Raw genomic sequence first — 12,505 nt, 5'->3', positions numbered from 1 at the left:
CCATGACAAAGCTCGTCCTCCACGATTATTTCCGCTCCTCGGCGAGCTATCGCGTCCGCATCGCGCTCAACCTGAAAGGGCTCGCTTACGAGCGCGTCGAGGTCAGCCTGATCGCGGGCGAGCAGCGCAGCGACGCCTATCTCGAACTCAATGCGCAGGGCTTTGTGCCGCTGCTGATCGCCGATGGCGAGACGATCATCCAGAGCCTGGCGATTATCGACTGGCTCGACCGCGCCTTCCCCGAGCCGCGGCTGATTCCGGAGGAAGCAATGCCGCGCGCGGTCGCGCTGGCGCAGGCGCAGGTGGTGGCGAGCGACATCCACCCGCTCAACAACCTGCGCGTGCTCAAATATCTGACCCGCGACCTCGGCCTCAACGAGACGACCAAGGACCGCTGGATCGCCACCTGGATCGCGCAGGGATTTGAAGCTTTGGAAGCCATGGCGGGCGAGGGGACGTACCTTGGCGGCGCCACGCCGAGCATCGCCGACTGCTGTTTGGTGCCGCAGATGTACAACGCGCGGCGCTTCGAGGTGCCGCTCGACGCATTCCCGCGGCTGACCGAGATCGACGCTGCCTGCATGGAACTCGAAGCGTTTCAGAAGGCCCATCCCGACGCGGTCAAGCCCGTATGATCCGGCTGCTGACGGGGGTGGCGCTGCTGGCGATGCCGGCGGCGGCGATGGGGCAGGAAGCGGTCGATGACAGCGATACCGCAGTCGTCCTTCAAATGACGGCTCCGATTCCGGCGGAGGAGATCGTCGTCACCGGCGCTGGATCGCTGAGGCCATCGGGCGGTGACTCGGTGCAGACGACCGCTGTCCTCCGCGACCTCCAACCCGGCTTCGGCACGCGCATCGAGAACCGCCTCCGCGACGAAGCCGGCATCGTCCAGTTCCGCCGCAGCGACGGCCGCAGCGCCCATCCGACGAGCCAGGGCGTCACGCTGCGCGGACTCGGCGGCAATGCGTCGGCGCGCGCATTGGTGACGCTCGACGGGGTGCCGCAGGCCGACCCGTTCGGCGGCTGGGTGCCATGGAGCGCTTATGACGCGATCAACCTCGGCGGCATCGTCATCGCGCGCGGTGGCGGCAGCGGCGCCGACGGCCCGGGCGCGCTCGCGGGGACGATCGGCCTCTATTCGACGATGACCGACGGCGTCACCGCGAGCGCGGCCTATGGCAGCCGCGACAGCTGGGACGCCTCGGCCAGCGTCGGCGGCAAGCTGGGCGGCGGGCAGGTCGCGGTCGATGGCCGTTACGGTCGCGGCGACGGTTTCATCCCCGTCGCGGAAGGGCAGCGCGGAGCGGTCGACCGCGCCGCGCCCTATGAACAGGGCGGCCTCGGACTCCGCCTACGCTTCGACGCCGGCGACGACAGCCGGATCGAGGCGAGCCTGCGCGGCTTTTCGGACCGGCGCGACCGCGGCACCGATTTCACGACGAGCAAGACCGACGGCGTCGATGCGAGCTTGCGCGTCGTCCACGATCCCGCGGGCGCGGCGCAATGGCTCGCACTCGCCTATGTCCAGGTCCGCGATTTCGACAGCGGCTTCGCCAGCGTCGCGGCGGGTCGCAACAGCGTCGCCCCTGCGCTCTTTCAGCGCGTCCCCGCGACCGGCCTCGGCGCGCGCTTCGAGCTGCGGCCGGCGATCAGCGGCGACAACCCGCTGCGCATCGGCACCGACTGGCGCCGCACCACCGGGCGGACCGAAGAGGATTTCTTCTTCAGCGGCGTCACGCCGGGCCGCCACCGGATCGCCGGCGGCAGCAGCGATACCGTCGGCGCCTTCGCCGAATGGAGCGCGGGCGATGCCGGCGACGGGCTGCTCTGGACGCTCAGCGGCCGTGTCGATCACTGGTGGCTCGGCGAGGGCTATCGGCTCGAACGCAATATCGGCGGTTCGACGATCACCAACCTGCGCTTCGCGGCGCGGCAGGGCTGGGAGGGCAGCGGTCGCGCCGGGGTGCGCTGGACCTCAGACGCGCTGTCGCTGCGCGCAGCGGCCTATCGCGGCTGGCGGCTGCCGACGCTCAACGAACTCTACCGCCCGTTCCGCGTCGGTGCCGAGGTGACGACCGCGAACGAGATGCTCGAACCCGAACGTCTGTGGGGCGGTGAGGTCGGGGTCGACTGGGCGAGCGACGGCACGAAGCTGTCGGCGACCCTCTTCGCCAACCATCTGTCGAACGCCATCGCCAATGTCACCCTCGCCCCGAACCTCAACCAGCGCCAGAATCTCGACGCCATCGACAGCAAGGGCATCGAGGTCAGCGCCGAACAGGCGATCGGCCCCGCGACCTTGCGCGCGACCTATGCCTTTACCGATGCCAGGGTCGACGCCTCGGGCACGGCGGCGCCGCTCGACGGGCGCCGCCCGGCGCAGATCGCGAAACATGGCGGCAGCGTGTCGTTGCGCAGCAATGGCGACGGTCCGTTCGGCGGCTTCGCCACGCTGCGCTATATCGGCAAGCAGAATGAGGATGACCGTGGCCTGTTGGTGCTGGGCGACGCGCTGACGCTCGACGCCGGGCTGTCCTGGCGCCTGAACAAGGCGGTCAGCATCGAGGCACGCGGCGAGAATCTGTTCGACGAACTGGTGCCCGCCGCGATCTCCGCGTCGGGCGTCGTCGAACGCGCGACGCCGCGCACGCTCTGGGTCGGCGCCCGCGTGTCTTTCTAGGAATTTGGCGCAATTGCGGCCTTCACAGCGCCGGGATTGTCGATAAGAACGGGGACATGGCCGCAAAGAACCTCAACCTCGACAATTTCCTGCCCTATCGCCTGTCGATCGCGTCGAACGCGCTGTCGGAACGGATCGCCGCCGAATATCAGAACCGCTTCGGGCTCAAGATCCCCGAATGGCGACTGATGGCGGTGCTCGGCGAGGGCGCGCCCAAGACCCAGCGCGAGCTGGTGCAGGCGACGCGCATGGACAAGGTGACGGTGAACCGTGCCGCCAAGGCGCTCGCCGACCGGCAACTGATCGCGCGGCAGGCGCATGAGGCCGACGGCCGTTCGCATCACCTCGATCTCACCGCGACCGGGCGCGAGCTTTACAACGCGATCGTTCCCGCCGCGCTGGCGAGCGAGGCGCGGCTCGAATCGAACATCAGCGCCGCCGAGCGCGCGACGCTGCTCGCGATCCTCGCCAAGCTGACCGCCGCCGCCGAAGATTATGGCTGATCGTACGTATCGCGCAGCGGGGGAGGGCGCGCTGCGGGTCGAACCCTTGGGCGAACTGACCGCGATCTTCGACCGGCGGTCGATGCAGACCCACCTCGTCGTGGCGCCGATGCCCGAGATATTGACCGCATTGGCCGGCAGCCCGTGCAACGCCGCGACGCTCGCCGCGCGGCTCGCCGACCGCTTCGACCTCGACGGCGAAGGCGATGCCACCGCGATCCTCGCCGCGCGGCTCGCCGAACTCGCGGCGATGGGGCTGGTCGAGCCGGCGTGAGGCATCGCACGCGCATCGCCGTCGGCCCGGTCCAATTCCGTATCGGCAGCGACTGGGCGCAGCCGATCGCCGCGCTGAAGACCCTCTACGCCGGCTATCCCCGCGACGATGCCCGCCCCGCCGACGCGACGGTGCGCTTGTTCGCGGCGCGGCCCTGGCGGCGCTGGCTGCGCCCGTCGGTGCATATCGGCGGCGACTATATCGTCCCCGACGCGCTGCCGCTGCCGCTGTCGATGGGATTGCTCGCCGCCGAAATGGGGATGAACCTGCAGGTCGCGCTCGGCTGGCGGCGGCACATGCTGCTCCACGCCAGCGCGGTCGCGAAGGACGGCCGCGCGGTGATCCTGTCGGGCGAGTCGGGCTCGGGAAAATCGACCCTCGCGGCGCTGCTCGGCGAGGGCGAGTGGCGGCTGATGGGCGACGAGTTCATCTTGATCGATCCGCAGAGCGGCGCCGCGCTCGGCTTTCCGCGTGCGGTCAGCCTGAAGAATGAGGCGATCGCCGAGGTCGAAGCGCGCGTCGACGCGGCGCGGTTCGGCCCGTTGCTCGCGGGCACGCCGAAGGGCGATCTCCGCCACCTGATCCCGCGCGCCGATGCGATTGCCGCGATGCACGAACCCGCGCGCCCGGCGCTGCTGCTCTTCCCCCGCTTCGGCGGCGCGCCGGCGATCGAGCGCATCGGCGAGGGCGAGGCCTTTGTCCGGCTGACCGAGGCATCGACCAATTATGTCGCGCTGGGCGAGGCGGGGTTCGCCGCGATGACCCGGCTGGTGCGTGAGACGCCGGCCTTCACCATCGGCTATCCCGACAGCGCGAGCGGCATGGCGATCGTCGCGCAATTATGGGCGGAGGCAGTGCGATGAGCGCGGTCGAAGCGCTCGTCGACCTGCTCGCGGGGCGGCGCGACCCCGGCTCGCTGGCCCCGCGCGACTGGGACGGGGTGGTCAGCGTCGCGCGTGCAGAGGCGCTGCTGGCGACGCTCGCCTGCCGGCTCGAGGATGCGGCGCTGCCCCCCTCGGTCGCTGCCCTGTTCGCCGACCAGCGCGCCGCCGCCGCGGTAGGGCAGGCGCAGGCGCTGTGGGAGGCCGAAATGGCGCGCCGTTCGCTCGACCCGGCGGGGGTCGAGTTCGTGCTGCTCAAGGGCACCGCCTATGCGGCGGCGGGCCTCGCCTGCGCCGCGGGGCGCCAGATCGGCGATCTCGACATCCTTGTGCCCTGGCACGACCTTGGCCGTGCCGAGAATCTGGCGCTGATCGACGGATGGGAATGGCTGAAGCAGGACGACTATGACGATGCCTATTACCGCGACCATATGCACGAGCTGCCGCCGCTGATCCACAAGGACCGCGACCGGATGATCGACGTCCACCACACGATCCTGCCGCGCACGCACCGGATTACGCCCGATGCGCTGGCATTGGTCGGCGATGCGATCCGCACGCCGGGCGGCTTTCGTATACTCAACCCCGCCGACATGGCGTGCCACTGCGCCGCGCATATGCTCGCCGACGGCGACCTGCAGGGGGGCCTCCGCAACCTGTGGGATTTCCATAGGCTGACCGCCGAATTCGCCGCCGCCGATCGCGGTTTCTGGGGCAAGCTCGATGCGCGGGCGGAGGTGCACGGACTCGAAAAGCCGGTCCACCGCGCCGCGCGGCTGGCGCGCGACCTTTACGGGACGCAGCTGCCGTCGGGCTGGAACCGGATCAAGCCCGGTGATGAGCGATACCAGCGCCGCCTGCTCGCGCGCGACGATTGGGGCCGCGCGACCGATCCGCTGCTGCAACAGATCTTCTACATCCGCTCGCATTGGCTGCGTATGCCGCCGCTGATGCTGGCGCGGCATTTGTGGACGAAATGGCGCAAGGGCCGCGCGGCTATTTGAGGCCGCGCGCCATCTCCTTTTGCGCGGCCCGCATCCGTTGTCGTCCGGCGTCCGCGATCGTCTCGAGCTGCTCGGAAAGGGCGTTGAGCCGGTCGCTGTGGCGGTCGAATGCGGCCATGTCGCTTCGCGAGGTGAAGGCGAAGACCGTGCCCTGGGCATGCCAGTTGCCGCGCGCCAGCACCTGGCATGCGGCATGGGCGGCTTCGATCTGCTGGCCGTTGAGGTCCCAGCTTCGCTCGATGTCCGACCGCGCCTGCGGCATTCGGCTATCCATGCCGCGCAGAACCGCCTCCACCATCTCCGATTCCGCATCGACGTCTTCGAAATCGCGCCGCCCCTTTTCGATCAGGGCAAGGTGCCGCGCCTTATATTTCGGGATGTCCGACTTGACCGCGATGATCGCGCCGCAATTCTTGAACATGCCGGGATTGACGCGAATCCGGTTGGCATCGAACAGCGCCAGCATTCCGGACTGGTCCAACTGAAGCATATATTCGTCGTTGAGCTTTTCGGTTTCCTTCGCGAGCTTGATCGTCGCCCGCGAAAAGGGACCGTGGCTCGACGGGTCGGGGGGCGCCACCAGCCTGCCGCCGGCGTCGAAATACAGCTTGCCGAAGGTCGCCATATCGGCCTTGACCGCCACGGCATGCCGGTCGGCCTTGTCCAGATTGACCAGCATGATGACGACGAACAGGCCGGCCGCGGTCGCGATCGGACGCCAGGTCGGGCCATCGCGCATCCAGGTGAAATAGAGGATCGCCGAAAGCAGCACCGTCTGCATCAGGCTGTACCCGAGCACGCCGGTCGGCGAGACCTGCGACGGCCGCATCCCCACGATGGCCGCGATCAGCGCCGCGGCCGCGAGCACTCCGCCCAGCCGCACCCACTGATTGGGCGCCGGCGGCTCAATCTCTTCGTCCCATATCTGATTGGACATGCGAATCCCCCAACTCGCGCAACAAAGGCAGTAATGCGTTGTAATGATCGATAATATGGTCGGCGCCAAGCGTTTCGACCGGCTGGTTCGGAAAGCCGAACCGCACCGCGATGCTCGTCACCCCCGCGGCGTTGGCGGCCTCCATGTCATAGATGCTGTCGCCGACGAAGGCGGTGCGCCCGCCGCCGCAGCGCGCGATCATTTCGTGGATCGGGGCGGGGGAGGGTTTGGCATTCTCGCGCCCCAGCGTGTCGCCGCCGATGATCGTCGCGAAACGATCGGCGAGCCCGAGGTCGCCGAGCAGCAAACGCGCGAGGCGTTCGGTCTTGTTGGTCACCACCGCGGTCTTCACGCCCAGCGCGTCGAGCTGGTCGAGCGCCTCGATCAGCCCGGGGAAGGGGCGGCTGTGGACGGCGATATTGGCTTCGTAATGGCGCAGGAATTCGCGGAACAGCCGCTCGAAATCGCCACCTGGGACGCCGCCGGTCGCGTGCAGTCCCTGTTCGAGCATATGCCGCCCGCCCAGCCCGATCATCGGCCGCACCTGGTCGACGGTCAGCGGCGCGCGCGCGGCGAGGCTGAGCGCATGATTGACCCCGGCGGTGAGGTCGCCCGCAGTATCGACCAATGTGCCGTCGAGATCGAAGCCGATGATGGCGAAGGGAAATGACATGACACGAGCCCCGATTCCCGTTCGCATCGAGCGAAGTCGAGATGCGAACGGAGTTTGAAGGAGCGCATGGCGCGATGTTCTGGAAACCGCAATGATTTGCTGGCATGGCTCGCGCCATGAGCAATTCGATCGCTGCCGTCATCCTCGCCGCGGGTAAGGGCACCCGCATGAAGTCCGACCTGCACAAGGTGCTGCACCCGATCGCCGGGCGTCCGATGCTGCTCCACCTGATGGCCAGCGTCGATGCGCTGAGACCCGCGAAGAAGGTCGTCGTCGTCGGCGACAAGGCCGAGCAACTCGAAGCCGCGCTCGCGGGCAGCGCCGACCTCGCGGTGCAGGACCCGCAGCTTGGTACCGGCCATGCCGTGCAGCAGGCCGAGGGCGCCTTGACCGGCTTCGATGGCGATGTGCTGATCCTCTATGGCGACGTGCCCTTCGTCCCCGCCGCGACGATGCAGGCGATGATCGACCGGCTCGCCGCCGCCGATGCGCCCGCCGTGGTCGTGCTGGCGTTCGAGCCGGCCGATCCGCTGCAATATGGGCGCGTGATTGTGGAGGGCGACCGCGTCACCAAGATGGTCGAGCACAAGGACGCGACCGAGGCCGAGCGCGCGGTGACTTTGTGCAATTCGGGGCTGATGGCGGCCAGGTCGGCCGATCTGTTCGCGCTGCTCGCGCGCGTCACCGACGATAATGCGGCCGGGGAGTTCTACCTCGTCGATATCGTCAACATCGCCAACGCCGACGGGCGGCACTGCGCGGTGGTCAAGACCGACCCCGCCGACGTCGCCGGGATCAACAGCCGCGCCGAACTCGCCGCCGCCGAGGCGCAGTGGCAGGACTTCAAGCGCGACGAGGCGATGGCGGGCGGCGCGTCGCTGCGCGCGCCGGAGACGGTCTGGTTCTCCTGGGATACCGAGCTTGGCCGCGACGTGACGATCGAGCCCCATGTTTTCTTCGGTCCCGGCGTCACGATCGCCGATAATGTGACGATCCGCGGCTTCAGCCATATCGAGGGTGCGAGCATCGCGAGCGGCTGCGAAGTCGGTCCCTTCGCGCGGCTGCGCCCCGGCACGGTGCTGGAGGAGAAGGCGAAGGTCGGCAATTTCGTCGAAGTGAAGAAAACGACGCTGGGCAAAGGCGCCAAGGCCAACCATCTCACCTATCTGGGTGATGCGACGGTCGGCGCGGGCGCGAATATCGGCGCGGGCACGATCACCTGCAATTATGACGGCTATTTCAAATATCGGACCGAGATCGGCGAGAATGCCTTCATCGGATCGAACAGCGCGCTCGTCGCGCCGGTGAAGATCGGCCGCGACGCGATCGTCGCCGCCGGCAGCGCGGTGACCCGCGACGTCGCCGACGGCGAACTGCGGCTGGTCCGCGGTGAGCAACTGGTCAAACCCAATTGGGCCGACCGCTTCCACGATGCGATGCGGAAGAAGAAAGCGGCGGAGAAGAAATAACGCCATGCCCGCGCCGACCCTCACGACCGCGCGCCTCGTGCTGCGCCAGCTGCGCGAGGACGACGCCGCTGCGTTATTTCCCGTGCTGTCCGACCCCGAAGTGATGACCTGGTGGTCGAGCGGGCCGCACGCGTCGCCCGCCGAGACCGCGGACTATGTCAAAGGCAACGCGACCGAGGGGCAGGGCTTTCTGTGCTGGGCGATCACCGCGGGCGACGATGTTGCGCTCGGCTGGGTGATCCTGATCGACGGCAAGCCCGATGTGAAAGAAATCGGTTATATCCTGCACCGCGACCGGTGGGGCAGCGGTATCGCGCGCGAGGCGGTGGCGCGGGTGATCGATCATGGTTTCGGAGATATGAAACTGCGCCGTATCTTTGCCGACACCGACCCCGAAAACCCCGGGTCGATCGGATTGCTCGAGCGCCTGGGTTTCCAGCGCGAGGGCCGGCTGCGCGGCGAGTGGGAAACGCATATCGGCGTGCGCGATTCGCTGATCTACGGCTTGTTGCGGGACGAATGGATGATGGAGAAGACGCGATGAGCGACCGCTACACCGACAAGCCCTTCCTGCGCTTTGTCGACGCCTGGGTGCTCCAGGCGATCGGCCATCTCGACGACGCGACCGCCGCCTATTGCAAGGCGATGGAACCGCAGCTGCACAAGAGCTTCGGCACGACCGGAAGCTGGCCGCAGATCGTCGCGCGGCAGATGAAGCTCGGCCCCGACCTGCCCGCGCAGGTCCGCAAGATCTGGGAAGAGGGCAAGGCGCGCTTCGAACAGGCGAACAGCGCGCCGGCCGATCCGGTGCAATTCGCGATGATCTATGTCGACCGGAATTTCGGCGGTAGTTAGATTGTTGGTGACAAGCGGGGCGAGCGGAGGAGCATACGATGGGGTTGACGGTAGCGGTGGGATTATACGCGCAGAACTTGGCTGAGGATGAGGAGGAAGCTGAGTTTCTCGATGAACCGTTCGACGCGCTTAATGCAGTCCTTGCCGAGCAGGGGATGGCCGCTCACCAAGAACCCAAGTCGATGCCGCATGACAGATATTTCGAAGCCCAGATGTGGGGCTATGGCGGACTTCACGCGCTGCGGCGATTGGGGGCGTTCTGGGCTCTCAAGGGCGTGCTGCCACCTCCCGGGGCGAGTTATGAAAGCTATGCCGATGACCCCCTTTCCGTGCAATTTGGGCAGCTTCATGAACATTATTTGCTCAATCGCGATAAGCGAAAAATTCTAGGCCTGTTTGGCGGGCCACCGCCGCGCCCGAAGTTTCAGCACTTGGTGCTACATTCCGATGCCGAGGGGTTTTACCTGCCGCGGTCGTTCAAAGAAGTGATCGTCGACTTTACGCAACCGCAGCGACCCGGACTTGGCATGATGATCGGTTCTTCTGCCGCGCTGCTAGAAGAGTGTAGCGAACTGGCGGCCGCGCTTCATTTGCCGGACGATGTCGATCCAGAATCGGACGACTTTCTGGAATTGATGGATGAACCAAATACGCAAGGGTCGGTCTGGCAAGCTTATCCGGTGGAAGCGCACAGCATCCTCAACCTTATGGCGGCCTGCCGATCTTCATTGGAGACGGGCGCGGTCGTTCAGTTCACCTGATTGACTTGATATCATGATATGATATCAATCTTGCATGCGCTTCCTCGCCGACATCCCTGACGCCGACGTCGAATGGCTCGATAGCCTCGCCGCCGAGCAGGGCGTGTCGCGCGCCGAACTCGTCCGCCGCGCCGTCGCCGCCTATCGCGCCGATGCCTCGGGCGACGCCATCGACAATGCGTTCGGCATCTGGCGTGAGCGCGACGATATCGGCGACGGCCTGCGCTACCAGCGCCGCCTGCGGGGCAAGCGCGAATGATCGACGCGCAGTTCGACAGCGACATTCTCATCGACGCATTGAACGGCGTCGAGGCCGCGCGCAGCGAGATCCGCCGCGCGGGGCGCAAGAGCGTCAGCCGGATCAGCTGGACCGAGGTGATGACCGCCGCCGATCCCGTATCGGTGAAGGCGGTCGAGGCCTTCCTCGGCTGTTTCGCGGTCGAGGAGGTCGGCGATGCGGTCGCGCGCCGCGCCGCCGCGCTGCGCGCCGAGCGCAAGGGGCTGACGCTCTGCGACGCGCTGGTGCTCGCGACCGCGCAAATTAGCGGCCGCATTCTTGTTACACGCAATATCAAGGTGTTTCCGGCAGCAATGCCGGGTATTCGCGTTCCCTACACGCTCTAAACGAAAGCCAGACCCACATGTGCGGAATTATCGGAATTGTCGGCAAGGACCAGGTCGCCGATCGCCTCGTCGATGGCCTCAAGCGCATGGAATATCGCGGCTATGATTCGGCGGGGGTCTGCACCGTCGAGGGCGGCCAGCTCGTCCGCCGCCGCGCCGAGGGCAAGCTCGGCAATCTGGTGAAAGAGCTTGCGGGCAACCCCGCGCCGGGCCTCGTCGGCATCGCGCACACCCGCTGGGCGACCCACGGCGCGCCGACCACCAGCAACGCCCACCCGCATGCGACGGGCGAGGTCGCGCTGGTCCACAACGGCATCATCGAGAATTTCAAGCCGCTGCGCGAGGCGCTGCAGGCGCGCGGACGGACGTTCGAGAGCGAGACCGACACCGAGGTCGTCGCGCACCTCGTCAGCGAACAGGTCGAGGCCGGCAAGTCGCCGACCGAGGCGGTGCAGGCGGTCCTCCCGCAGCTGCGCGGCGCCTTCGCGCTCGCCATCGCCTTTCGCCAGCACCCCGACCTGCTGATCGGGGCGCGGCTCGGCTCGCCGCTGGTCGTCGGTTATGGCGAGGGTGAGACCTATCTCGGCTCCGATGCCCTTGCCCTTGCGCCGCTGACCCAGAAAATCGCCTATCTCGAGGAAGGCGACTGGGTCGTCATCACGCGAGAGGGCGCGCAGATATTCGACAGCGCGAACAATCCCGTGACCCGCGAAATCACCACCTCGGGCGTCACCGCGGCGACGATCGAGAAGGGCAATTACCGCCACTTCATGCAGAAGGAGATTTTCGAACAGCCAACCGTCGTCGCGCAGACGCTCTCCTCCTACATTCGCCCGCTCGAACAGACCGTCGCGCTGCCGCAGATGGACTTCGACCTCAGCAAAATCGACCGCATCACCATCGTCGCCTGCGGCACCAGCTTCTACGCCGGCATGGTCGCCAAATATTGGTTCGAGCAATTCGCGCGCGTCCCCGTCGACATCGATGTCGCGTCGGAATTCCGCTATCGCGACCCGGTGCTCCAGCCCGGCGGGCTCGCGCTCTTCATCTCGCAGTCGGGCGAGACCGCCGACACGCTCGCGGCGCTGCGCCATTGCAAGGCGAACGGCCAGACGATCGCGGTCGTCGTCAACGTGCCGACCAGCAGCATGGCGCGCGAGGCCGATCTGCTGCTGCCGACGCACGCGGGGCCGGAAATCGGCGTCGCGTCGACCAAGGCCTTCACCTGCCAGCTCGCGGTACTCGCCGCGCTCGCGGCGCACCTCGCGCTCAAGAAGGGCAAGCTCAGCGCTGCCGAGGAACGCGATATCGTCCGCCACCTGATCGAAGCTCCCGCCGCGCTCAACGCCGCGTTGAGCCACGACGAGGAAATCGCCGCCATGGCGCACCTCGTCGCCCCGGCGCGCGACGTGCTCTACCTCGGCCGCGGTCCCGACTATCCGCTCGCCCTCGAAGGCGCGCTCAAGCTCAAGGAAATCAGCTACATCCACGCCGAAGGCTATGCTTCGGGCGAAATGAAGCACGGCCCGATCGCGCTGATCGACGAGGCGGTCCCGGTGATCGTCCTAGCGCCGAGCGGCCCCTTGTTCGAAAAGACCGTCAGCAATATGCAGGAAGTCATGGCGCGCGGCGGCAAGGTCGTGCTGATCAGCGACGCCGAAGGCCTCGCCGAAGCCGGCGACGGCTGCATGGCGACGATCGAAATGCCCAAGGTCCACCCGCTGATCGCGCCTTTGGTGTATGCGGTACCGGTGCAGTTGCTGGCCTACCATGTGGCGGTGGCGAAGGGGACCGATGTCGACCAGCCGCGCAATCTGGCGAAGTCGGTGACGGTGGAGTGA

At 67.1% G+C, this 12,505-nt stretch carries 15 protein-coding genes; 13 read left to right on the top strand and 2 right to left on the bottom strand.

Going from position 1 to position 12,505, the window contains the following annotated elements; translation table 11 throughout:
* Positions 1 to 2: 2 nt before the first annotated feature.
* From maiA to AC3WS4_RS14895, 6 genes are read left to right on the top strand one after another with little or no spacing between them, the layout of a single operon-like run.
* On the top strand, positions 3 to 635 hold the full coding sequence (maiA, locus tag AC3WS4_RS14920) for a maleylacetoacetate isomerase (protein ID WP_056350896.1): 633 nt from the start codon (positions 3 to 5) through the stop codon (positions 633 to 635).
* Positions 632 to 2,683, top strand: a complete 2,052-nt coding sequence (locus AC3WS4_RS14915) for a TonB-dependent receptor (RefSeq protein ID WP_492739481.1) — start codon at positions 632 to 634, stop codon at positions 2,681 to 2,683. Before maiA ends, AC3WS4_RS14915 begins: the two co-directional genes overlap by 4 nt.
* Before the next feature lie 56 nt (positions 2,684 to 2,739).
* Positions 2,740 to 3,186 (top strand): MarR family winged helix-turn-helix transcriptional regulator, encoded by a 447-nt coding sequence (locus AC3WS4_RS14910; RefSeq protein ID WP_492739482.1) that lies wholly within the window; start codon positions 2,740 to 2,742, stop codon positions 3,184 to 3,186.
* Positions 3,179 to 3,460: an HPr-rel-A system PqqD family peptide chaperone gene (locus tag AC3WS4_RS14905; protein ID WP_492739483.1), complete on the top strand. Its 282-nt coding sequence runs from the start codon at positions 3,179 to 3,181 to the stop codon at positions 3,458 to 3,460. Before AC3WS4_RS14910 ends, AC3WS4_RS14905 begins: the two co-directional genes overlap by 8 nt.
* Positions 3,457 to 4,323, top strand: coding sequence for an HprK-related kinase A (locus AC3WS4_RS14900; RefSeq protein ID WP_492739484.1), 867 nt, complete (start codon positions 3,457 to 3,459; stop codon positions 4,321 to 4,323). Before AC3WS4_RS14905 ends, AC3WS4_RS14900 begins: the two co-directional genes overlap by 4 nt.
* The gene (locus tag AC3WS4_RS14895; protein WP_492739485.1) at positions 4,320 to 5,345 is read left to right on the top strand and encodes a nucleotidyltransferase family protein; all 1,026 of its coding nucleotides are present in this window, start codon (positions 4,320 to 4,322) and stop codon (positions 5,343 to 5,345) included. The genes AC3WS4_RS14900 and AC3WS4_RS14895 overlap by 4 nt, the downstream gene beginning before the upstream one ends.
* On the opposite strand, the gene AC3WS4_RS14890 is transcribed toward AC3WS4_RS14895, so the two are convergent.
* A complete protein-coding gene (locus AC3WS4_RS14890) occupies positions 5,338 to 6,282 on the bottom strand; it encodes a hypothetical protein (protein WP_492739486.1) in 945 nt (314 codons plus the stop codon). The genes AC3WS4_RS14895 and AC3WS4_RS14890 overlap by 8 nt on opposite strands.
* Entirely contained in the window at positions 6,251 to 6,955 is a 705-nt protein-coding gene (locus AC3WS4_RS14885) for an HAD-IA family hydrolase (RefSeq protein WP_492739487.1), read from the bottom strand. The genes AC3WS4_RS14890 and AC3WS4_RS14885 overlap by 32 nt, the downstream gene beginning before the upstream one ends.
* Before the next feature lie 116 nt (positions 6,956 to 7,071).
* Between AC3WS4_RS14885 and glmU the strand changes: the two genes are divergently transcribed.
* Genes glmU through glmS form a run of 7 tightly spaced genes read left to right on the top strand, consistent with a single transcriptional unit; the run spans position 7,072 to position 12,505 of the window.
* Positions 7,072 to 8,424, top strand: coding sequence for a bifunctional UDP-N-acetylglucosamine diphosphorylase/glucosamine-1-phosphate N-acetyltransferase GlmU (glmU, locus tag AC3WS4_RS14880; RefSeq protein ID WP_492739488.1), 1,353 nt, complete (start codon positions 7,072 to 7,074; stop codon positions 8,422 to 8,424).
* A 4-nt stretch (positions 8,425 to 8,428) separates the two neighbouring features.
* Positions 8,429 to 8,968: a GNAT family N-acetyltransferase gene (locus tag AC3WS4_RS14875; protein ID WP_492739489.1), complete on the top strand. Its 540-nt coding sequence runs from the start codon at positions 8,429 to 8,431 to the stop codon at positions 8,966 to 8,968.
* Positions 8,965 to 9,279 carry a hypothetical protein gene (locus AC3WS4_RS14870; RefSeq protein ID WP_492739490.1) on the top strand — a complete coding sequence of 105 codons (315 nt, stop codon included), beginning with the start codon at positions 8,965 to 8,967 and terminating at the stop codon, positions 9,277 to 9,279. The genes AC3WS4_RS14875 and AC3WS4_RS14870 overlap by 4 nt, the downstream gene beginning before the upstream one ends.
* A 38-nt stretch (positions 9,280 to 9,317) precedes the next feature.
* Positions 9,318 to 10,040, top strand: a complete 723-nt coding sequence (locus tag AC3WS4_RS14865) for a putative DNA-mimic protein (protein WP_492739491.1) — start codon at positions 9,318 to 9,320, stop codon at positions 10,038 to 10,040.
* 34 nt (positions 10,041 to 10,074) lie between these two features.
* Complete coding sequence (locus tag AC3WS4_RS14860) at positions 10,075 to 10,299, top strand: ribbon-helix-helix domain-containing protein (protein ID WP_492739492.1); 225 nt, start codon at positions 10,075 to 10,077, stop codon at positions 10,297 to 10,299.
* Complete coding sequence (locus tag AC3WS4_RS14855) at positions 10,296 to 10,664, top strand: PIN domain-containing protein (protein WP_056350918.1); 369 nt, start codon at positions 10,296 to 10,298, stop codon at positions 10,662 to 10,664. The genes AC3WS4_RS14860 and AC3WS4_RS14855 overlap by 4 nt, the downstream gene beginning before the upstream one ends.
* Positions 10,665 to 10,681: 17 nt before the next feature.
* The gene (gene glmS / locus AC3WS4_RS14850; protein ID WP_492739493.1) at positions 10,682 to 12,505 is read left to right on the top strand and encodes a glutamine--fructose-6-phosphate transaminase (isomerizing); all 1,824 of its coding nucleotides are present in this window, start codon (positions 10,682 to 10,684) and stop codon (positions 12,503 to 12,505) included.

The sequence above is a fragment of the Sphingopyxis sp. EU05-FHT14B03 genome (genome assembly GCF_058790875.1).
This window is presented reverse-complemented; position numbering and strand designations above follow the sequence as displayed.

What these genes read in the sequence shown, in the direction of transcription:
- AC3WS4_RS14860 (WP_492739492.1), top strand. Translation starts at nt 10,075, where the DNA reads ATGCGCTTCCTCGCCGACATCCCTGACGCCGACGTCGAATGGCTCGAT.
- AC3WS4_RS14855 (WP_056350918.1), top strand. Translation starts at nt 10,296, where the DNA reads ATGATCGACGCGCAGTTCGACAGCGACATTCTCATCGACGCATTGAAC.
- glmS (WP_492739493.1), top strand. Translation starts at nt 10,682, where the DNA reads ATGTGCGGAATTATCGGAATTGTCGGCAAGGACCAGGTCGCCGATCGC.
- glmU (WP_492739488.1), top strand. Translation starts at nt 7,072, where the DNA reads ATGAGCAATTCGATCGCTGCCGTCATCCTCGCCGCGGGTAAGGGCACC.
- maiA (WP_056350896.1), top strand. Translation starts at nt 3, where the DNA reads ATGACAAAGCTCGTCCTCCACGATTATTTCCGCTCCTCGGCGAGCTAT.
- AC3WS4_RS14895 (WP_492739485.1), top strand. Translation starts at nt 4,320, where the DNA reads ATGAGCGCGGTCGAAGCGCTCGTCGACCTGCTCGCGGGGCGGCGCGAC.
- AC3WS4_RS14915 (WP_492739481.1), top strand. Translation starts at nt 632, where the DNA reads ATGATCCGGCTGCTGACGGGGGTGGCGCTGCTGGCGATGCCGGCGGCG.
- AC3WS4_RS14870 (WP_492739490.1), top strand. Translation starts at nt 8,965, where the DNA reads ATGAGCGACCGCTACACCGACAAGCCCTTCCTGCGCTTTGTCGACGCC.
- AC3WS4_RS14875 (WP_492739489.1), top strand. Translation starts at nt 8,429, where the DNA reads ATGCCCGCGCCGACCCTCACGACCGCGCGCCTCGTGCTGCGCCAGCTG.
- AC3WS4_RS14910 (WP_492739482.1), top strand. Translation starts at nt 2,740, where the DNA reads ATGGCCGCAAAGAACCTCAACCTCGACAATTTCCTGCCCTATCGCCTG.
- AC3WS4_RS14865 (WP_492739491.1), top strand. Translation starts at nt 9,318, where the DNA reads ATGGGGTTGACGGTAGCGGTGGGATTATACGCGCAGAACTTGGCTGAG.
- AC3WS4_RS14885 (WP_492739487.1), bottom strand. Translation starts at nt 6,955, where the DNA reads ATGTCATTTCCCTTCGCCATCATCGGCTTCGATCTCGACGGCACATTG.
- AC3WS4_RS14890 (WP_492739486.1), bottom strand. Translation starts at nt 6,282, where the DNA reads ATGTCCAATCAGATATGGGACGAAGAGATTGAGCCGCCGGCGCCCAAT.
- AC3WS4_RS14905 (WP_492739483.1), top strand. Translation starts at nt 3,179, where the DNA reads ATGGCTGATCGTACGTATCGCGCAGCGGGGGAGGGCGCGCTGCGGGTC.